24 protein-coding genes are annotated in these 20,660 nt (G+C 33.0%); 17 read left to right on the top strand and 7 right to left on the bottom strand.

Annotated elements, in window-relative coordinates:
- Positions 1–13 precede the first annotated feature (13 nt).
- The 3 genes from EOD40_RS14255 to EOD40_RS14245 form a co-directional block, all read right to left on the bottom strand.
- Positions 14–529: a TlpA family protein disulfide reductase gene (locus EOD40_RS14255; RefSeq protein ID WP_128196658.1), complete on the bottom strand. Its 516-nt coding sequence runs from the start codon at positions 527–529 to the stop codon at positions 14–16.
- 262 nt (positions 530–791) lie between these two features.
- A complete protein-coding gene (locus EOD40_RS14250) occupies positions 792–1,892 on the bottom strand; it encodes a BT_3928 family protein (protein WP_128196657.1) in 1,101 nt (366 codons plus the stop codon).
- A gap of 6 nt (positions 1,893–1,898) precedes the next feature.
- On the bottom strand, positions 1,899–2,447 hold the full coding sequence (locus EOD40_RS14245) for a DUF1599 domain-containing protein (protein WP_128196656.1): 549 nt from the start codon (positions 2,445–2,447) through the stop codon (positions 1,899–1,901).
- 74 nt (positions 2,448–2,521) lie between these two features.
- Here EOD40_RS14245 and folP point away from each other — a divergent pair, with 74 nt between their 5' ends.
- The gene (gene folP / locus EOD40_RS14240; protein ID WP_128196655.1) at positions 2,522–3,346 is read left to right on the top strand and encodes a dihydropteroate synthase; all 825 of its coding nucleotides are present in this window, start codon (positions 2,522–2,524) and stop codon (positions 3,344–3,346) included.
- Between the two features lie 2 nt (positions 3,347–3,348).
- On the top strand, positions 3,349–3,984 hold the full coding sequence (locus tag EOD40_RS14235) for a hypothetical protein (protein ID WP_128196654.1): 636 nt from the start codon (positions 3,349–3,351) through the stop codon (positions 3,982–3,984).
- 113 nt (positions 3,985–4,097) lie between these two features.
- Here the strand turns inward: EOD40_RS14235 and EOD40_RS14230 are convergent, their stop codons facing one another.
- From EOD40_RS14230 to EOD40_RS14220, 3 genes are all read right to left on the bottom strand, one after another.
- Positions 4,098–4,580 (bottom strand): CHRD domain-containing protein, encoded by a 483-nt coding sequence (locus EOD40_RS14230; protein ID WP_128196652.1) that lies wholly within the window; start codon positions 4,578–4,580, stop codon positions 4,098–4,100.
- 243 nt (positions 4,581–4,823) lie between these two features.
- On the bottom strand, positions 4,824–5,297 hold the full coding sequence (gene rlmH / locus EOD40_RS14225) for a 23S rRNA (pseudouridine(1915)-N(3))-methyltransferase RlmH (protein ID WP_128196650.1): 474 nt from the start codon (positions 5,295–5,297) through the stop codon (positions 4,824–4,826).
- A 119-nt stretch (positions 5,298–5,416) separates the two neighbouring features.
- Positions 5,417–5,893 (bottom strand): cupin domain-containing protein, encoded by a 477-nt coding sequence (locus tag EOD40_RS14220; protein ID WP_231129636.1) that lies wholly within the window; start codon positions 5,891–5,893, stop codon positions 5,417–5,419.
- 138 nt (positions 5,894–6,031) lie between these two features.
- On the opposite strand from EOD40_RS14220, the gene nadC reads away from it, so the two are divergent.
- The 4 genes from nadC to priA are packed head-to-tail and all read left to right on the top strand — an operon-like array spanning position 6,032 to position 10,818.
- Positions 6,032–6,892 carry a carboxylating nicotinate-nucleotide diphosphorylase gene (nadC, locus tag EOD40_RS14215; RefSeq protein ID WP_128196648.1) on the top strand — a complete coding sequence of 287 codons (861 nt, stop codon included), beginning with the start codon at positions 6,032–6,034 and terminating at the stop codon, positions 6,890–6,892.
- A gap of 28 nt (positions 6,893–6,920) precedes the next feature.
- Entirely contained in the window at positions 6,921–7,847 is a 927-nt protein-coding gene (locus tag EOD40_RS14210) for a YihY/virulence factor BrkB family protein (RefSeq protein WP_128196646.1), read from the top strand.
- Positions 7,848–7,885: 38 nt separating this feature from the next.
- A complete protein-coding gene (locus tag EOD40_RS14205; protein WP_128196644.1) occupies positions 7,886–8,314 on the top strand; it encodes a DUF2147 domain-containing protein in 429 nt (142 codons plus the stop codon).
- A 50-nt stretch (positions 8,315–8,364) separates the two neighbouring features.
- Entirely contained in the window at positions 8,365–10,818 is a 2,454-nt protein-coding gene (gene priA, locus EOD40_RS14200) for a replication restart helicase PriA (RefSeq protein ID WP_128196642.1), read from the top strand.
- 9 nt (positions 10,819–10,827) lie between these two features.
- Here priA and EOD40_RS14195 read toward each other — a convergent pair whose 3' ends face one another.
- The gene (locus EOD40_RS14195; protein WP_128196640.1) at positions 10,828–11,523 is read right to left on the bottom strand and encodes a LytR/AlgR family response regulator transcription factor; all 696 of its coding nucleotides are present in this window, start codon (positions 11,521–11,523) and stop codon (positions 10,828–10,830) included.
- A gap of 168 nt (positions 11,524–11,691) precedes the next feature.
- Here EOD40_RS14195 and rpsF point away from each other — a divergent pair, with 168 nt between their 5' ends.
- From rpsF to porD, 11 genes are all read left to right on the top strand, one after another.
- Entirely contained in the window at positions 11,692–12,033 is a 342-nt protein-coding gene (gene rpsF / locus EOD40_RS14190; RefSeq protein WP_071185910.1) for a 30S ribosomal protein S6, read from the top strand.
- Positions 12,034–12,038: 5 nt separating this feature from the next.
- Positions 12,039–12,335, top strand: a complete 297-nt coding sequence (gene rpsR, locus EOD40_RS14185) for a 30S ribosomal protein S18 (protein WP_007138295.1) — start codon at positions 12,039–12,041, stop codon at positions 12,333–12,335.
- Between the two features lie 66 nt (positions 12,336–12,401).
- Positions 12,402–12,845, top strand: a complete 444-nt coding sequence (gene rplI / locus EOD40_RS14180; RefSeq protein WP_128196638.1) for a 50S ribosomal protein L9 — start codon at positions 12,402–12,404, stop codon at positions 12,843–12,845.
- 232 nt (positions 12,846–13,077) lie between these two features.
- A complete protein-coding gene (locus EOD40_RS14175; RefSeq protein WP_128196636.1) occupies positions 13,078–13,551 on the top strand; it encodes a DUF6495 family protein in 474 nt (157 codons plus the stop codon).
- A gap of 155 nt (positions 13,552–13,706) precedes the next feature.
- Positions 13,707–15,707: an NAD-dependent DNA ligase LigA gene (gene ligA, locus EOD40_RS14170; protein ID WP_128196759.1), complete on the top strand. Its 2,001-nt coding sequence runs from the start codon at positions 13,707–13,709 to the stop codon at positions 15,705–15,707.
- A gap of 183 nt (positions 15,708–15,890) precedes the next feature.
- On the top strand, positions 15,891–16,382 hold the full coding sequence (locus tag EOD40_RS14165; RefSeq protein ID WP_231129635.1) for a DUF6913 domain-containing protein: 492 nt from the start codon (positions 15,891–15,893) through the stop codon (positions 16,380–16,382).
- 9 nt (positions 16,383–16,391) lie between these two features.
- Entirely contained in the window at positions 16,392–17,273 is an 882-nt protein-coding gene (gene dapA, locus EOD40_RS14160) for a 4-hydroxy-tetrahydrodipicolinate synthase (RefSeq protein ID WP_128196632.1), read from the top strand.
- Between the two features lie 134 nt (positions 17,274–17,407).
- A complete protein-coding gene (locus EOD40_RS14155; protein ID WP_128196631.1) occupies positions 17,408–18,202 on the top strand; it encodes an outer membrane protein assembly factor BamD in 795 nt (264 codons plus the stop codon).
- Positions 18,203–18,210: 8 nt separating this feature from the next.
- Positions 18,211–18,528: a DNA-directed RNA polymerase subunit omega gene (locus tag EOD40_RS14150; RefSeq protein ID WP_035657230.1), complete on the top strand. Its 318-nt coding sequence runs from the start codon at positions 18,211–18,213 to the stop codon at positions 18,526–18,528.
- A gap of 6 nt (positions 18,529–18,534) precedes the next feature.
- A complete protein-coding gene (gene coaBC, locus EOD40_RS14145) occupies positions 18,535–19,746 on the top strand; it encodes a bifunctional phosphopantothenoylcysteine decarboxylase/phosphopantothenate--cysteine ligase CoaBC (protein WP_128196629.1) in 1,212 nt (403 codons plus the stop codon).
- Positions 19,739–20,623, top strand: a complete 885-nt coding sequence (gene porD, locus EOD40_RS14140; protein WP_128196627.1) for a type IX secretion system protein PorD — start codon at positions 19,739–19,741, stop codon at positions 20,621–20,623. Before coaBC ends, porD begins: the two co-directional genes overlap by 8 nt.
- Positions 20,624–20,660: the final 37 nt, after the last annotated feature.

Genomic DNA, 20,660 nt, shown 5'->3' with positions numbered 1-20,660 from the left:
TGTTAAGTAATATTTATTCTTTTTTTAATTGATTTAAAGCCAAATTAATTTGTTCAAAATCAGTTTCTATGGCGCGATACAAAACAATTTTACCCGTTTTATCAACGATAAGATATCTCGGAATCCAATCTAAATCAACTGCTTTTGCAAAAATCCCATTCATTTGATCATTTGCCATAAAATTAGCGCCATTGAGATTGTATTTTTCAATTCCCGCTTTCCATTTATCAGCAGTTGTATCCATTGAAATAAACATATAAGCTACTTCCGGATGCTTTGCCTGTAATTCTTTTATTTTTGGCATTGCCTTCACACAGTCACCACACCAGGAAGCCCAAAATTTAATCAACACCGTTTTCCCCTTGTATTTTTTTAGAATATCCTGAAAAGCAATTTGATTTTCAGTTGTTGTCAATAGTGTTTCTGATAATGCTTCTTTAGAAAATAAAGCTTTTTGTTCATTCGATTTTGTACAAGAAAATGTAGTTAAAACGATTAAAAAAGCAATTATTATTTTTGTTTTTTTCATTGGAAACAAAGTTAAAATAAACAATTTGATTGCTGTTTCTAGTTTTTATTTTTTTGAAGAAACTCGATTAAAATAACAAATACAGCTATTAGAGTTATAAAAACACAAATGAAAACGTAATAGTGACTCCATTATTTTTTTAGATTCCCAATGAATATCCTTAAATAAGCCTCTAAAAATGCTTTTTTGGATCTTTTTCAGCTTTTTTAAGGCATAAAAAAAGCCCATAAATGCTAATTTTAGTCTTTATGAGCTTTCTTTTTTACAATTTTAAACTTCCAATATCGTTATAATGAGCTTTTTGTTTTACAGTTCCTTTTTCCAGAATTACAATACTTGGATTAGCTCTTTCTATCGTTTTTAAGGCGGTAGCATCGCAGCTGTAAAAGTCAAATTTTAGATTGTATTTTTTTTGTGCTTTTTCGATTTCTTCAACTGAAGAATTAGTCATACCAATTACTTTGTAACCTTTTGAAGTAGCTTCCTGATTTAATTTCTGCAATTTTCTCATTCCGTCTTCATCGGCTAAAGTCAAATCATAAGCCACCACCATCATTAATTTAGGTTCCTGGAGTAATTCGTCTTTGTAGTCCGAACCGTCTTTTGTCATCGTGAAATCATGGATAGGAGGGATGTAACCTTCGCTAATTATCTTATCTTTTCTATCGACAAATTCGGCTCCTTCGGGAATATTCATCAAATCCTTTTCGGTAAATTCTTTGTTGACACCGTTAACCTTATAAATGAAAATCATTTCAACTACCGATTTTGGTGCACCTTCAGGGATTTCCATTCCTTTTTGGATATTTGTTCCTACTTTGTAAGGGCGGAAATCAATTATTGGCAAATGATTTAGAACATGATAGGCCATGAAAATAGCTGCTACTACACCCAAAGCCGCAATCAAATTTTGAAGACCTTTATTGAATAAAGGTTTTACCAGTTTTTTGTTTGCAAATAAGATAAGGATAAAGAACAGTAAAACAACATCTTTAGTAAATGATTGCCAAGGTGTAAGGTGCAAAGCGTCTCCAAAACAACCACAGTCTTTTACCACATCATAATAAGCGGAATAAAAAGTTAAGAAGGTAAAAAAGACGATCATTAACAATAGACTCCAAATCGTGAATTTTGATTTATAACCTATGAGTAGCATGATTCCTAAAAGTACTTCTACAATAACTAAAAATAAAGCTAGTGATAGGCTAAAAGGAACTAAAAATGGAATGTTAAAAACAGGTTCGCTAAAATATTCGGCTAGTTTATAGGAGAAGCCTACAGGGTCATTTAGCTTGATTAAACCGGAGATTATAAATAATGTTCCAACAAATATTCTTGAAAATTGAGTGATTGTATTTTTCATAAAAGATTATTGATTGTTAGCAAATCCCATTAATATCAAGGCAAAAACGGAGTAGTTAATCATATCCTGGTAATTAGCATCAATTCCTTCAGAAACTATTGTTTTGCCTTTATTGTCTTCAATTTGCTTTACGCGAAGTAGTTTTTGCAAAATTAAATCGGTCAACGAACTCACACGCATATCACGCCAGGCTTCGCCGTAGTCATGGTTTTTGGCTTCCATTAAATCTTTGGTCAATTTTACTTTGGCATCATACAAAGCAGTTGCTTTTTCCACATTTAAATCGGGTTGGTCAACAACGCCCAGTTCTAATTGGATTAAAGCCATTATCGAATAATTGATTATTCCGATGAATTCGCCCGATTCGTCTTCGTCTACTTTGCGAACTTCGTTTTCTTGTAAACTGCGAATTCTTTGTGCTTTAATGAATATTTGATCGGTTAAAGAGGGTAATCGTAAAATGCGCCAAGCGCTGCCGTAATCCTGCATTTTATTAGCAAATAAGGAACGACAAATTGCAATTACCTTATCGTATTCTTGAGAAGTATTCTTCATTATTGATGTATATTTGTCTAAAAATTTTCTCAAAAGTAGGGAAAAGGATTCAACTTTAAAATAAAGATTAAAAAATGACTATTAACTGCAAAGGACAGCTGATTGATTTATCCCAACCTAAAGTAATGGGGATTTTGAATATAACGCCCAATTCTTTTTTTGATGGTGGAAGGTATTCGAGCGAAGAAGAGATTTTAGCCAAGGTCGAAAAAATGCTAGCCGAAGGAGCTACTTTTATTGATATTGGAGCCTATTCGAGTAAACCCAGTGCCGAATTTGTATCAGTTGAAGAAGAGTTGGATAGGATTGTTCCAGTTGTACAATTATTAATCAAGCATTTTCCAGGGATTTTAATTTCAATTGATACTTTTAGAAGTGAAGTAGCCAAAGCCTGTATCGAAAACGGAGCGGCTATTATTAATGATATTTCGGCGGGAAATCTTGATGATAAAATGTTAGAAGTTATTGCTAAATATCAGGTTCCCTACATTATGATGCACATGCGCGGCACACCTGAAACCATGCAAACCATGACAGAGTATGAAGATGTAGTAAAGGAAGTTTTGTTTTATTTTTCAGAAAAAATAAGCCAGGCCAGAAGTTTAGGAATTAATGATTTAATAGTTGATCCCGGTTTTGGATTTGCCAAAACAATAGCACAAAATTATGAAGTGATGCAAAAACTTGAGTTGTTTCACAGTTTAGAATTGCCTATATTGATTGGGATTTCCAGAAAATCGATGATTCATAAAACACTGGGAATTACTGCCGATGAGGCCTTAAATGGCACCACTTTTTTAAATACGATTGCTTTGACAAAAGGTGCTCACATTTTGAGAGTACACGATGTAAAAGCAGCTGTAGAATGTGTAAAATTGTATGAAAAACTGAATTTTTAAGCATGAAATATTTTAGTCTGATTATAGTATTGTTCTTTTTTGCGTGCGGAAATAAAGAAGATATTTTACTTCCAAAATCTAATACAACAGTAATTAGTGATGTGCAAGATCATTCGCCAATTTATATTTTTTTTCGAATAAAAGACAAAGATACTTTGGCTGAAGTAAACCGAAAAAACAGCATTATTACGACCAATTGGATTTTTAATATTGATAGTCGATTGCCTTTGCGATTGGTAATCCCGGAGGTAATGAAGCTACAAGATAAAAAACGCAAAGAAAAAGCACATAAGAATGAAAAGGCCGAGAATTATTATTCCTATGCCGATTCGATAAAGAAAAACATGGCTTTTATTCCTTTTACAAAAGTGGATTATTCTATTGGAAAACCTAAAAAAGATGACTTTGTTATTTATTTCAAAAAAGGCACCGACTTGGTTTCATTGAATGGAAAATATGTAAAAAAAATAGATTTGTTACAAGAGTTTTTCAGTGTTCGGTTTATACTAAAACCTCGTATTGTTATCCAATTTGATAAGAATATGTCTTATGGTGAGTATATTCAGAACAAGATTTTAGTTCGAAAATTTGATTTATATAATACAAATCCAATTTCTCCAAAGGAATTTATTTTTTAAAATCAATAGAAATCAGTTATTGGTAAAGATTGTAAAAAAGTAATTTTATTGAATATAAAAGAAGCCTTGCTGTTTTATAAAATAGTAAGGCTTTCTATATTCTAAGTAAAAAATTATTGCTTAATAAGTTGTCCTCTTATTTCACCAGCGGCGTAAGTTCCTGCACTATGAATGTTAACATAGTAAAGATTATTTTTAAGATCCATTTCTTGTGCGGCTGACAATGTTGCTGATCCTGAATACCCTATTGTACCATAGCTATAACCTGAAGTAGGTGTAACAGTTAAATCAAATATAGGAACTGCATTTATTCCCACCATTGCAGGACCATGGATATGGGAAATACTAGGTGTCATTGCATCATATGTTCCTGTGAGTGTAAATGTTTTGGTGTCATTATAAAAAACAAGTGTAGCCATTCCTGTTGCCGCTGAACTATTAGAAGGGACTTCATTGCTGCCATTCAATGTTGCTTTAAAGGTAGTGGTATTAGTTGGATTAGGATTAGGATATGAATTACCTGAATCATCACTATTACAAGATATACTAACCAATAAAAAAACTAAAATTGCTGAAAATTTATACAAGAGTTTCATGATATAAATTTTTAAAAGCGAAAAGTCAAAAATGTTAGCTGAGTGCTAACAAATAAAAAGAATAGGTTGTTTGTTGAATAATAAAATAAGATTATTATTTAGAGCGCGTTTCGGTGTTAAATTAATGATTTTTAATAAGTTAAAGTTAGTTAATTTTGAAGTTTAATTAAGGAAAGTTGTTGTGTTTAACAAGAGTTTAACCCTGTTTAAAGCTATTAAAAATAGGGTTTAAAGGATTGAGCATTATTGATGATGATAGGGTTCGTTTCTTAAAATTGTAAAACCTCGATACAATTGTTCGATGAAAAATAAACGAACCATTTGGTGGGAGAAAGTCATTAGCGAAAGCGATATTTTTCCCTGTGCTTTGGCATAAACCGTATCCGAAAAGCCATAAGGACCACCAATGACAAAAACCAGGGTTTTGATTCCTGAATTCATTTTTTTTTGTAATTCTTCCGAAAATCCTACGCTGGAAAAGTTTTTTCCATTTTCGTCCAATAGAATAAGTTGGTCTGTGGAGCTGATTTTAGACAGAATCAATTCGCCTTCTTTTTCTTTTTGTTGGCTTTCGGATAAGTTTTTTACATTCTTGATATCAGGAATGATTTCTAAATCAAATTTGATATAAAAAGAAAGACGTTTGGTATAATCGTCAATTAAGGTTTGTAGTGCTTTATTATCCGTTTTGCCTATGGCGATGAGTTTGATGTTCATTTTGAGGATGATTTTCGAAGGGGCAAAGATATTAAACTTTAATTGCCGCTTCAAAATTAAAAAAAGAGCATAGACCTGTCTGCCAGCAGGTGAAACTTCGTGTAATGATTGAATGTTTTTTATTTGGGATTATTGGTAGTAATAACAAAAACAATCAAAATTTCGTCAGTAGTATTGGTTAAGGAGTGAAAACCTTCGCCGCTCATAGCAGTAATACTTCCTTTTTTAAGTGTTTTAGTTCTGATAATACCGTCTTTTTTTGTCATTTCAGTGTATTCGCCTTCACCGTGCATTACGATATAAAGTTCTTCTTCATTTCGGGTACCATGAGTGTGAAAACCCGCTTGATCCCCTTTGTTGAAGAAAACCATATAGGCACCAATGCGGTTGTTAGTTAATTCGCCTTCGTCAAACATTTGTAGTAAATAAACAATTCCGTTTCCTCCATACATCGGGTCGCGTTTATCCACTTTTACAACAGTTCTTTCGGATTTGTTAAAAGGAGTAACACTAAGGTCGATATATTGGGATACTAATTCGATTATTTTATCGTTTTCAGATGTTGTTTCGTGCATTGGAATGGTATTTGTTGGCAAAATTGGAATATTTTTTCCAAATGTAAAACATAAATCTTTGACAGAATTAGCTTCAGAATAAATTTAACTGAATAGGAAACAAATTTTCTATTCCACAAAATATGTCCTACTTTAGCATCTTATAAATTTCGAGTAAAAATGATTAGCGAAGCACAATTTCAAAACGAGTTACAACTATTAATTGCAAATGCCATTCGAGAAGATGTAGGCGATGGAGATCACAGTTCGTTAGCCTGTATTCCGGCATCTGCACAGGGAAAAGCAAAGCTTTTGGTGAAAGATGATGGGATAATTGCGGGTGTTGAATTTGCGAAAATGATTTTCAATTATGTTGATTCTAATTTGGAAATAGAAACGTTTATAGAAGATGGAACTCCTGTAAAATTTGGAGATGTAGTTTTTCATGTGTCGGGAAGTTCCCAGTCTATTTTAAAGGCGGAGCGCATGGTTTTGAATTCGATGCAAAGAATGTCAGCTATTGCGACTAAAACAAATAGTTATGTGCAATTGCTTGAAGGTACAAATACTAAAATTTTAGATACCCGTAAAACGACTCCTGGTTTTCGCGTGGCCGAAAAATGGGCTGTGAAAATAGGAGGAGGAGAAAATCATCGTTTTGCCTTGTATGATATGGTGATGTTGAAAGACAATCATATTGATTTTGCCGGCGGAATTACATTGGCTATAGCCAAAACCAAAGCCTATCTAAAAGAAACGAATCGCGATTTGAAAATTATTGTTGAAGCCAGAGATTTGGATGAGGTAAAAGAAATTGTGGCTGCTGGTGGTGTTTTTAGAATTTTGCTGGATAATTTTGATTATGAAATGACTAAGGAAGCAGTTGCTTTTATTGGTGATGCGAGTTTGACGGAATCATCAGGAAATATCAACGAAGACACCATTCGTTATTATGCTGAATGTGGGGTAAATTATATTTCTTCGGGTGCTTTGACACATTCTATTTATAATATGGATTTGAGTTTAAAAGCAATTGAATAATTGTCTTCAATAAAAAAAGCTAGTATTAATGTCAGTAGAAATAGAAGTAAAGCTCCAGAAAATCCCTTTGTTGCGAAATTTTGTGCGTTGGTCAAAAAGGGTAAAACTCAATTGGCTTAGCGGATTATCCCTGTATGATTTGTTAGAATTGTACATTATTGGAATAACCGAAGCTGCGCTGTCAAACCGTGCAGGATCTATTGCTTTTAGCTTTTTTATGGCATTGTTTCCTTTTGCGTTGTTTATTTTAAACCTTATCCCATTTATCCCAATCGAAGGTTTTCAGGATGATTTTCTGGATTTCGTAGCCGATGGTGTTCCTCCTAATACTTTTTATGCAATCAAGAATATAATTAATGACATTCTTCACAATAGTCATTCCGGATTAGTGTCTTCAGGATTTATATTGTCTGTTTTTTTGATGGCCAATGGATTGAATGCTATTTTGGGAGGTTTTGAAAACTCCAAACATGTTTTGGTTAAAAGAGGTTTCTTTCATCAATATTTCGTTGCAATTGGTATGTCTTTGCTTTTGGCTTTTTTATTGATTATTACCGTGGCTATCATTGTTGTTTTTGAAGTATTTATCCAAAAACTAAATGCAACTGATTTTTTAAGCGAAAGAATTCCGTTGATAGTTATGGGGCGTTATGCATTTTTGATTTTAATGATTTTAATGACCACTTCAATTCTGTTTAAGTTTGGAACAAAAAATCAGGAAAACAGATCTTTTATCTCGATAGGTTCAGTGTTTACAACTGTTTTAACCATTATAAGTTCCTATTTTTTTGGGGTTTGGGTCATTCGGTTTTCAAAATACAATGAGCTTTATGGTTCTATAGGAACTTTGTTAATTGTGATGTTTTATATTTGGATTAACTGCATGATTTTATTGCTTGGTTTTGAACTCAACGAGGTAATTAACAAATTAAAAGGACAAAAAAGGATACATTGAGCAGTTTGTTTTGCTTTATCAAGATTCAAAAATAAATTATGAAAAAGATTTTAACTTTAGTGGTGTTGTTTGTTAGTTGTGCTTTTTATTCCCAGAACAAAGGTATTTTAGGGAAATGGAAAACAATTGACGATGAAACGGGAAAAGCTAAATCAATAGTTGAAATCTACGAAAAATCAGGGAAGATTTATGGTAAAGTAATAGAGATTCTGGATAGTGTCCATAAAAATGATCTTTGTAAAGAGTGTTCCGGAGAGGATACCAATAAACCTATTCTTGGAATAACGGTTATAAAAGGTCTCAGCAAGGATGGTAATGAATACAATTCGGGTAAGATATTGGATCCCAAAAACGGAAAATTATACCAGTGTTTTATCACTCTCGTTAGTAATGATAAATTAAAAGTTCGTGGTTATATAGGGATTTCATTATTAGGCCGAACACAATATTGGCAAAGAGTTAAATAATGATTTTTAATTTCCTCATATTTGCCGTTTAATCCTTTTGTCTGTTTATCATGTATTTTGTTGAAGTAATTTTACCGTTGGCGCTTGCTAAAACTTTTACTTATAGTGTTTCTGAAGCTGAGTATCATTACATTCAAAAAGGAATGCGATTGGCGGTTCCTTTTGGTAAGAGTAAAATTTACACGGCTTTAGCGATAGATTTGCATCAAAACAAGCCTACTTTATATGATGCCAAAGAAATTCATCAAATATTAGATGAAAAACCAATAGTTACCGAAAACCAAATTAAACATTGGCATTGGATTGCATCCTATTATATGTGTGCTATTGGCGATGTGTATCGCGGTGCTATGCCAAGTGCTTTGTTACTGGAAAATGAAACGTTAATTTCACAAAAAACAGATGTTTTTGTTGACGAAAGCCAGCTTACGGATGATGAATTCTTAATTTATCAGGCTTTGCAGCAGCAGTCTTCTTTGAAAGTGCAAGACATCATTGGGATTTTGAATAAGAAAAATATTTTTCCTGTAATTCAAAAACTGATTGATAAAAACGTTCTGGTTTTGCAGGAAGAAATGCAGGAAAACTATAAGCCTAAATTGGTCCGATACATTCGCTTACATTCTAAATATGACTCCAGTGAAGGATTGAATGATTTATTGGAGGTTTTAAAAAATGCCAATAAGCAAAAAGAAATTGTACTGACTTATTTTCAGTTAAGCGCCAGCGAGAAGAAAAAGCCTATTTCGGTAAAGAAATTAGTAGAAGCATCTAATTCTACTTCGGCGGTGGTCAAAGCATTAATTGATAAAGAAATTTTCGAAGAATATTTGTTACAACATGACCGTGTGAATTTCACAGGAGTGTCTAATGATAGCCAATTACAACTAAGCCAGGCGCAGCAAAAAGCTTTTGAAGAAATTAAAAGCAGTTTTGAGGAAAAGGAAGTTTGTCTTTTGCATGGTGTGACTTCGAGTGGGAAAACAGAGATTTATATTAAATTGATTGAAGATTATCTGACAACCGGAAAACAGGTTTTGTACTTGTTGCCCGAAATTGCTTTGACTACTCAATTAGTAACCAGATTGCAAGCGCATTTTGGGAATAAAGTAGCGGTTTTTCATTCCAAATATAATAATAATGAACGGGTTGAGGTCTGGAATCAGGTGTTGCAAAATTCAGAGAAAGCACAAATTGTAATAGGAGCAAGGTCGGCTTTGTTTTTGCCGTTTTCAAATTTAGGTTTTATAATTGTTGACGAAGAGCATGAGCAGACTTTTAAACAAGTAGATCCTGCGCCGAGGTATCACGCCCGGGATGCTTCGATAGTTTTGGCTAGTTTTTTCAAAGCTAAGGTTTTGCTGGGTTCGGCTACGCCAAGTCTTGAATCGTATTATAATACAAGTATTGCTAAATATGGTTTGGTCGAAATTAAAGCGCGTTACGGAAATGTGATGATGCCTGAAATCGAATTGGTTGATTTAAAAGACAAATATTTTCGCAAACGAATGACGGGACATTTTAGTGATGTTTTGATTGAGGGAATTACAACGGCTTTGTCTTTAGGAGAACAGGTTATTTTATTTCAAAACAGAAGAGGGTATTCTCCATTATTAGAATGTATGACTTGCGGACATGTGCCACAATGCCAGCAATGTGATGTGAGTCTGACTTATCACAAACATAAAAATCAGTTGCGATGCCATTATTGTGGTTATTCGATTGCTAAACCTACAAATTGCCATAGTTGTTCCAGTATTGATTTAACGACCAAAGGTTTTGGTACCGAGCAAATCCAGCAGGAATTAACTCAGTTGTTTCCGGAGCGAAAAATTGGAAGAATGGATCAGGATACAACCCGTGGAAAATTTGGTTTCGAAAAAATCATCGATAGCTTCAAGAATCACGAAATAGATATTATGGTAGGAACACAAATGCTTGCCAAAGGATTGGATTTTGACAATGTGAGTTTGGTTGGAATCATGAATGCCGATAATATGTTGTATCATTCTGATTTTAGGGCTTTTGAAAGAAGTTATCAAACTATGACCCAGGTTGCGGGACGTTCCGGACGTTCAGAAAAACAGGGGAAAGTGATTATTCAAACCTTTAATCCTGATCATAATACCATACAGCAGGTTACTAATAATGATTATTTAGGGATGTACAAAGAACAATTGTATGATCGTTTAATTTATAAGTATCCGCCATATTTCAGGATTATACGAATTACGTTGAAACATAGGGAATTTGATAAATTAAAAGAAGGATCTATGTGGTTGTATCAGGTCCTGAGCCAGCATTTAAGCATCCCTGTTCTTGGACCGGAAGAACCGGCTATTAATAGAATTCGAAATGAATATCTCAGAACCATTATGATAAAAATCCCTCAGGATTTGTCAATTCTGAGCACAAAAAAAACTATCCAAAAAATATTGAATAGTTTTGATGCTGTTCCACAATATAGAGCGATAAAAGTATCTCTAAATGTAGACTTTTATTAAAAAGTAATTTTAAGCAAAAGACAATGCTTTTACAAGGTCTTCTTTTTTGTTTCTGCTCAAAGGAATCTTAGTTGTTCCAATTTCGGCAAATTTACTATTGAAGCGTTCGACCTTATCAATATTAATAATGTATGACTTGTGAACTCGAACAAATTTTTTTTTAGATAAATCATTTTCAAATGACTTCATCGTCGAAAGAACCAGATTGCTGTCATCTTCAGTAACTACTCTTACGTAATCTCCAAAGGCTTCAATCCATTTAATTCTTGAAGTGTAGATTTTCAATTTTTTCAAATTACTTTTGATAAAAATGTGTTCTCCTTCTTCTTCCTTATTATCTTGTTTGAGTAAATGTAAGTCCATTGCTCTTTTAACAGAAGCACTAAAACGATCTACAGCTATAGGTTTTTGTAGATAATCAGTTGCATCGTAGTCAAAAGCTTTTAAGGCATATTCAGCCTTTGATGTAATAAAAATGATTTGAGGTTTGGTTTTTAGTCCGTCTAAGAAATCAAAACCGCTTATTACAGGCATTTCAATATCCAGAAAAATTAGATCTACTGAATGCACAGACATGCAATTTTTGGCTTCAATTGCATTGGAAAAATCACCTATCAAATGTAGATTAGGGTGATTATTTACTAACTTTGCGATGATCATTCTTTGTATCGAACTATCATCTACTACGACACAATTAAGTTTCATAATTTTTGTATTTTAAGATTTGGCTTAGTAAATGTATTGTACTTTTTTTACAAAAACTAATTTTAATCGGTTTTTTTTGCAATACAACGAATAAAGTTGTTTTATGTTTTTTTATTCGAATAAAAAGATTACTTTTGCAGCCAATTTAACAAATTAAATAAAATATTTATGAATCATTATGAAACTGTTTTCATTTTAAATCCCGTTTTATCTGATGTTCAGGTAAAGGAAACAGTAAGCAAATTTGAAGATTTTCTTACTAGTAGAGGAGCAGAAATGGTAGCTAAAGAGGATTGGGGTCTTAAAAAAATGGCTTATGAAATCCAAAACAAAAAATCTGGTTTTTACCATTTGTTCGAATTCAAAGTATCAGGAGAAGTTCTTTTAGCTTTTGAAACTGAATTTAGACGTGACGAAAGAGTTATGCGTTTCTTAACTGTAAGTCTTGACAAACATGCTATCTCTTGGGCTGAAAGAAGAAGAGCAAAACTTAAATCTCAAAAAGCTTAATTATCATGGCAACATTACAACAATCTGCTTCAGGAAAAAAAGACGGAGATATCAGATATCTTACTCCTTTAAATATAGAAACTAACAAAACTAAAAAGTATTGTCGTTTCAAAAAATCAGGAATCAAATACATCGATTATAAAGATGCTGATTTCTTATTGAAATTTGTTAATGAGCAAGGAAAAATTCTTCCTCGTCGTTTAACAGGTACTTCATTGAAATACCAAAGAAAAGTGTCTGTAGCTGTAAAAAGAGCTCGTCACTTAGCTTTAATGCCATACGTGGCCGATTTATTAAAATAATTAAAAATTAACAGTTGTTGGTTTTCTGAAACATGAAACCTAACTTCTATAACAAAGGACAACAACATGGAACTTATTTTAAAGAAAGACGTTCAAAACTTAGGTTTTAAAGACGATGTAGTAACTGTAAAAAACGGATACGGTCGTAATTACTTAATCCCACAAGGATTTGCTCAATTAGCTACTTCTTCTGCAAAGAAAGTATTAGCTGAGAACCTAAAACAAAGAGCGCACAAAGAAGCTAAAATCGTTGCAGATGCTAAAGCATTGGCTGAAACATTGAAAGCTCTTGAAATTAAAATTTCTGCTAAAGCAGGTGGTGAAAAATTATTTGGTTCAATCACAAATATTGACATCGTTGAAGCTTTAGAAAAAGCAGGACAATCTATCGATAGAAAATTCATCACTTCTGGAATTGTTAAACGTACTGGAAAATATTCAGCTACTGTAAGATTGCACAGAGATGTTATTGTTGACTTAGCTTATGAAATTGTTGCTGAAAAAGCTTAATTTCTAAACTCAATATTTAAAATCCCGTCTCGTTCTAAAAAACGAGATCGGGATTTTTTTTGTTCAAAATTTTGCCGCAAAGACACAAAGACATAAAGGTTTTTTGTTTTAGGTGTGAATTTTAGTTTAGTAATGAAAATTTTATAAAATCGAAAAGTTTTTATAAGGGATTGATACAGGATTAAAAAAAATAACGCCTTTGAGCCTTCGTGGCAAAAAAAATAATAATTACATGAAATACACAAGACTAACAAAAGAGCAGTTTGAGGAGTTACATCCTGAATTCACTAACTTTTTAGCAACCCAGTCTATCGATAAAGCAGAATGGGATAAGATAAAAGTAGAAAAACCGGAAGTAGCCGAACAGGAATTAGATGTTTTTTCTGATTTGATATGGGAAGGTGTTTTGGCGAAAGCAGAATATTTAGAACATTTTTCTAAAAATCATATTTTCCTTTTTCAGGCTTTTGATACTTATGTGCAATCTATTGTTTTGAAATCATTAGTGGTTGAGGTTGACTTTTTGACAAAAGAAGGTTTGCAATGGCTTAGTGACAATATGTTTACCGAAACTATCGAAATGAAAGTGGGTAAAAAAGTATTTACCGAAGAGCGAAATGCTTCTGTTTTTGCATTGATTCAGCAAGGTGCTTTTTTAAGCGACGGACAATTATTTAAACAAATAAATTCGATTATAGAGTCGTAATTTGAGTATTATTTCTCCTGAATAATATTTAAATTTTGGTTGTCAGGAATCCATCATATTTAATTAGGAAAAAGTGTTTTTTTAATGTGGGTTTCTTTTAAATTGGTTATTTTAGTAGGCTGTTTACAGAAACTAAAATGACCAATTTTTTTTATATGGATGTGTTAAATACGATTCAAAAATTAAGGGAAGAACTCAATCTTCATAATTATAATTATTATGTATTAGATAATGCGACGATATCTGATTTTGAGTTTGATACAAAATTAAAAGAGCTTCAGGATTTAGAAGCGGCACATCCGGAATATTTTGATGAGCATTCCCCAACACAAAGAGTTGGAGGTGCAATTACTAAAAATTTTCAAACGGTAGCACATACGCAACGAATGTATTCTTTGGATAATTCTTATTCTAAAGAAGATTTACAGGATTGGGAAGTTCGAATTCAAAAAGTGTTGGGTGATGTTGATTTGCAATATACCTGTGAATTAAAATATGACGGCGCATCAATTAGTATCACTTATGAAAACGGAAAATTAGTTCGTGCAGTGACTCGTGGAGATGGTTTTCAGGGAGATGATGTGACGAATAATATTAAAACCATTAAATCCATTCCGTTGACTTTAAAAGGGGAGAGTCATCCTGATAAATTTGATATCCGAGGTGAAATCATCTTGCCTTTTGCTGGTTTCGAAAAAATGAATCAGGAGTTGATTGAAATTGGCGAAACACCTTATTCTAACCCAAGAAACACGGCTTCGGGTAGTTTGAAATTGCAAGATAGTGCCGAGGTTGCTAAGCGACCTTTGGAGTGTTTGTTGTATTTTGTTACAGGTGAAAAACTACCTTTTTCTTCTCAATTTGACGGTTTGACTGCCGCTCGTAATTGGGGTTTTAAAGTACCTAACGAGGCAAAATTAGTGAATAGTTTACAGGAGGTTTTTGAGTTTATTGATTATTGGGATACACACCGTCATAATTTGCCTTATGAAACCGATGGTGTTGTGGTGAAAGTTAATAATTTGCACTACCAGGAAGAATTAGGTTATACGGCTAAATCGCCTCGTTGGGCGATGGCATATAAGTTTAAGGCTGAACAGGTTGCTACGAGATTAAATTCGATTTCGTATCAGGTGGGGAGAACAGGGGCAATTACTCCGGTGGCTAATTTAGAGCCGGTACAATTGGCGGGAACTGTCGTAAAACGTGCTTCGTTGCATAATGCCGATCAGATTGAAAAGTTAGATATTCGAATAGGAGATAGTGTATTTGTTGAAAAAGGAGGGGAGATTATCCCTAAGATTATTGCTGTTGATTTGACCAAACGTCCTGAAAATTCGATAGCTACCAAATATATTACGCATTGTCCGGAATGTCAAACGGAATTGGTTCGAAATGAAGGAGAAGCCAATCATTATTGTCCTAATTTTTATGGTTGTCCACCTCAGATTATTGGTAGGATTCAACATTTTATTTCGCGAAAAGCCATGGATATTGAAGGTTTGGGTGGTGAAACGGTGGCTTTGCTTTTTAATAATCATTTGGTTCAAAATTATGCCGATTTGTATGAATTAACAGTAGAGCAAATTTTACCTTTGGAGCGAATGGCGCAAAAATCGGCGGAGAATTTGGTTAATGGAGTTAAAAAATCGACAGCTATTCCTTTTGAAAGTGTGCTTTATGCGCTGGGTATTCGTTATGTGGGAGAAACAGTTGCTAAAAAGTTAGCGAAACACTATAAAAATATTGATGCTTTAAGCAAGGCTAGTTTGATGGACTTGATTTTAGTGGATGAAATAGGAGAGCGAATTGCACAGAGTGTCGTTGATTTTTTTGAGAATGAAGAAAATAAAACGATTATTGAGCGTTTAAAAAGTTATGGTGTTCAATTTGAAATTGTTGAAAAAGTAAATCTAAATGCGACCGATAAATTATCGGGTAAAACCTTTGTGGTTTCGGGGGTATTTGCTCAGTTTTCGCGTGACGAAATAAAAAATGCAATTGAAAATAATGGAGGGAAAGTAGGAAGTTCAATTTCTTCAAAAACCGATTATGTGGTTGCGGGAGATAATATGGGACCTGCAAAATTGGACAAAGCAACTAAGTTGAATATTCCGATTATTTCTGAAATTGATTTTATGAATATGATAAATTAGAGTGAATAGTTGGATGGGCTTTAAAAAGGCTATTTGTGTTTAGAAATAAGTGTTAAGAATTTAACAAAAAGTTTTAAATCGTCATTATACTTTTTTAGATTTGCCCCTTATAGTGTGACTTAATTAATTAATTTTGTTTACGAATAAAGATAAGTTATGTTTTTAAATTACTTAAAAGAGTTTTTGGTAAAGAAAAAATTAAAAAATAGCTTGCTTAATGTTAAGAGTAGCTCTTTTTTTGGTGATATAAAAACAGTGGGCTTAATAGTGGATGAAAGCTATTTTAGTCATACACAATTGTTGATTAAGGAGTTAGTAGAGGCTGGTGTTGTAGAAGGGAATATAGAATTATTGCTTTATAAAAGTAAATTAAAAAACAATTTGGGTTCTTCGGTTACTAGATTAGAATCGGGGTATTTAGATTGGAAAGCACAAATTAAAAATGAAGCTGTAAATAATTTTTTGGCTAAAGATTTTGATTTGTTAGTGAGTTACTATGATGTTGATAAAGCTATTTTGCTTGTTGCAACTCATGAATCAAAGGCAAAATTTAAAGTTGGTTTTTCAGCGATAGACAAACGATTGAATAATTTGATGATTAATACTAACTCAGAGAATTATAAGGTCTTTGTTCAGGAATTATTCAGATATTTAAAAATATTAAACAAAATATAATCTAAAAACATGCAATCATTAATAGGAACTGGTGTTGCTCTAGTGACTCCTTTCAAAGAAGATTTTTCAATTGATACAGAAGCATTAAAAAGAATTGTAAATTTTTCTGTAGATGGAGGAACTGAATATCTGGTTATTTTAGGAACAACTGCAGAAAACGCAACGCTTACCCAAGACGAAAAAGAATTGGTTATCCAAACTGTTGTGGAGGCTAATAATGGTCGTTTGCCGTTGGTTTTAGGTGTGGGTGGAAATAATACTATGAAAGTGGTTGAGGAGTTAAAAATAAGAGATTTGTCTCCTTATGTGGCAATTCTTTCTGTTTCACCATATTACAACAAACCTTCGCAAGAAGGAATTTATCAGCATTTTAAAGCTGTTGCTGAGGCTTCTCCAATTCCGGTAATTGTTTATAATGTTCCTGGAAGAACATCAAGTAATATGTTGCCAAAAACAGTTTTGCGTTTAGCAAATGATTTCAAAAACATTGTTGCTATTAAAGAAGCAGCCGGCGATATTGTTCAGGCAATGCAATTGTTGAAAGACAAACCAAAAGATTTTCATGTAATTTCTGGGGATGATATGACTGCATTGGCAACTGTATTAGCAGGAGGTTCTGGTGTGATTTCGGTTATTGCGCAAGGTTTTCCAAAAGAATTTTCAGAGATGATTCGTTTAGGATTGAATCGCAAAGTTGATGAAGCATTCAAATCACAATATTTATTGTTTGATTGTATTGATATGATTTTTGAACAGGGGAATCCTGCCGGAATCAAACAAGTTTTTCAGGCTTTGGGAATTGCTGATAATACCGTGCGTTTGCCATTGGTAAGTGTAGATGAAGATTTACAAAATAGAATAAGCGAATTTGTAAAGAAAATAGATAAATAAAGGCTTTTGCAAGTATTTTTTAAGCTAAGAAATATTTTGTAGTCGCTAAATTAATAACTAAATTTGCCACCGAAACTTCGGTATGATTTTTTATAGGCTGAAAAGGTCTGTATTTTAAAGACAAAAATAAAAAAATGAAGAAAATTGTATCCTTATTGCTTCTTGTTGCTCTTTTTAGTTCATGTAATGAATATCAAAAAGCATTAAAAAGCGAAGATGTTTCGAAAAAATTTGCTATGGCCGATACGTTATATGCACAGGCTAAATATACTAAAGCACTGCGTCTTTTTGAGCAAATTGCTCCTGAATACAGGGGGAAACCTCAGGCAGAAAAACTGTTTTATATGTATGCACAGTCTTATTACAAGACTAAACAATACCATTTGGCAGCTTATCAGTTTGAAAGTTTTGTTTCAGGATATCCAAAAAGTGTAAAAGCGGAAGAAGGAGCGTTTTTAGGAGCTAAAAGTTATGCTATTTTATCGCCAACATATAGTTTAGATCAGGCAGATACTTTTAAAGCCATTGAAAAAATGCAATCTTTTATTGATAGATATCCAAATTCACAATATTTGGCAGAGGCAAATGGATTGACTAAGTTGTTATCTGAAAAAATAGAACAAAAAGTATACGAGAACGCAAAAGGTTATAATACTATTTCTGATTTCAAATCGGCATTAGTTGCTTTTGATAATTTTATTGCTGATTATCCGGGGACTAAATTCAAAGAAGATGCGTTGTTTTATAAATTTGATTCAGCTTATCAGTTAGGAATTAATAGTGTACCTGCAAAAATGCAAGAACGATTGAATGTTGCTAAAATCTCGTATCAAAATTTGATTAAATTTAAAGCAGATACAAAATATAAAGAGCAGGCAAGCGATATGTATGCTCGTGTTGAACAAGAATTACAAAAATATACTAAATAAATAAAGTCATGGATTTAAAAAAGACGAATGCTCCAGTAAATACAATAACGTACAACAAAACGCTTATTGAACAACCTACTGGAAATGTGTATGAAGCAATTACCATTATGGCTAAAAGAGCGAACCAAATTAATTCTGAAATCAAAAAAGAATTGACAGAGAAATTGGAAGAGTTTGCTACATATAATGACAGTCTTGAAGAAGTTTTTGAAAATAAAGAGCAAATTGAGGTTTCTAAATTCTATGAAAAATTACCAAAACCACACGCTTTAGCTGTTCAGGAATGGTTAGATGGTAAAATTTATCACAGAGAATCAAATAAATAAAATACTATGTCAGTTTTAAGCGGTAAAAAGATTTTGCTAGGAGTTTCTGGCGGAATTGCCGCCTATAAAACAGCGTCTTTAGTACGACTTTTTATAAAAGCAGGTGCACATGTCCAAGTGATAATGACACCTGCTTCTAAGGATTTTGTAACCCCACTTACTTTATCCACCTTATCTAAAAATCCGGTTTATTCCACTTTCTTTAATCAGGATGATGAGGATGAAAAATGGAATAATCATGTGGAATTAGGTCTTTGGGCTGATTTAATGATTGTTGCACCCGCAACCGCAAATACCTTGTCCAAGATGGCAAATGGTACTTGTGATAATCTGCTTATTGCAACCTATTTATCGGCAAAATGTCCCGTTTATTTTGCACCTGCAATGGATTTGGATATGTACAAGCATCCTTCTACAATTACCAGTTTTAAAGCCTTAGAACAATTTGGTAATACCATAATTCCTGCCGAAAGTGGTGAGTTAGCTAGTGGTTTGTCAGGCGAAGGCAGAATGGCTGAACCCGAAAATATTATTGCTTTTCTGGAAGCTGATTTAGAGAGCAAATTACCCCTAAAAGGAAAAAAAATATTAATCACAGCCGGACCTACTTATGAGGCAATTGATCCGGTACGTTTTATTGGGAATCATTCTTCAGGTAAAATGGGTTTTGATATTGCTAAAAGTGCCGCTAATTTAGGTGCTTCGGTTATTTTGGTAACTGGTCCTACGTATTGTGTAGCGAATCATTCTTTGATAAAAGTTGTTAAAGTTGTTTCGGCGCAAGAGATGTATGATGCCTGTCATCAATATTATGCTGATGTAGATGTGGCAATTGCTGCAGCAGCGGTAGCTGATTACAGGCCTAAAATGGTAGCTGACCAAAAGATTAAAAAAGCGGCTGATAATTTTGTCATCGAACTCGAAAAAACAAAAGATATCCTGTCTTCATTGGGGGAAAATAAAAAACAGCAGTTTTTAATTGGCTTTGCCTTAGAAACTGAAAATGAAATTGAGAATGCTAAGGCTAAAATTCAGAAAAAAAACTTAGATTTGATTGTTTTAAATTCTTTACAGGATGAAGGGGCTGGTTTTCAAAAATCGACCAATAAAATTACTTTTATCGACAAGGAATTTAAGATCGAACCGATGGAGTTAAAATCCAAAGAAGCGGTTGCTGATGATATTTTAAATAAAGTAATAGCTCATTTTCATGAATAAGATAATTGTCTTTTTTTTAGTATTAAGCTTTGGTTTTGTTCAAGGACAACAATTGAATTGTACGGTTACGGTTAATGCTCAAAAAATGGGTAATCCTAATCAACAGATTTATAAAACGTTGGAAACTTCGTTAAATGAGTTTGTCAATAAAACCGATTGGACTACACAAAATTACAAACAGCAGGAAAAGATCAATTGTTCGATGTACATTACCTTGCTTTCGCATAGTTCCGATCAGTTTACCGCAACAATTCAGGTGCAATCTTCCCGTCCTGTTTTTGATTCGTCTTATGAAACACCAGTATTAAATATTAATGATAAGGATTTTAGTTTTTCATATACTGAATTTGAAAATTTAGCTTTTAATGTTAATTCCTTTCAATCGAATCTTATTTCGGTTATTTCTTTTTACAGTTATGTAATTATTGGAATGGACAAGGACACTTTTGAATTCAAAGCAGGTGATCCAAATTATCAGACAGCACAAACTATAGCAACAGTGGCACAACAAAGCGCTTATAAAGGCTGGAGTCAGATTGATGGGAACCAAAATCGTTATTTTTTAATCAACGATTTGTTATCACCTACCTATGCTGAAATTAGAAAAACCTTATTCGATTATCACCAGGCCTTGGATGCAATGACAGCTGATTCTAAATCGGCAAAGGAGAAGGTAAAGAATTCTTTAATAGCTTTGAATAAATTGAATAATTCAAAACCAAATGCTTTTTTGACCCGTGTTTTTTTTGATGCAAAATCAGACGAAATTCTATCTGTTTTTTCAGGTGGACCTACTATAAATATTACAGATTTAGCGGATAATTTAAATAGAATTTCGCCTATGAATTCAGGAAAATGGGCAGGATTTAAATATTAGTTATTATTGCCTTTTTAAAATTATTCCACACAACTTT

The organism is Flavobacterium sufflavum (genome assembly GCF_004016525.1).
Lineage (GTDB): Bacteria > Bacteroidota > Bacteroidia > Flavobacteriales > Flavobacteriaceae > Flavobacterium > Flavobacterium sufflavum.
This window is presented reverse-complemented; position numbering and strand designations above follow the sequence as displayed.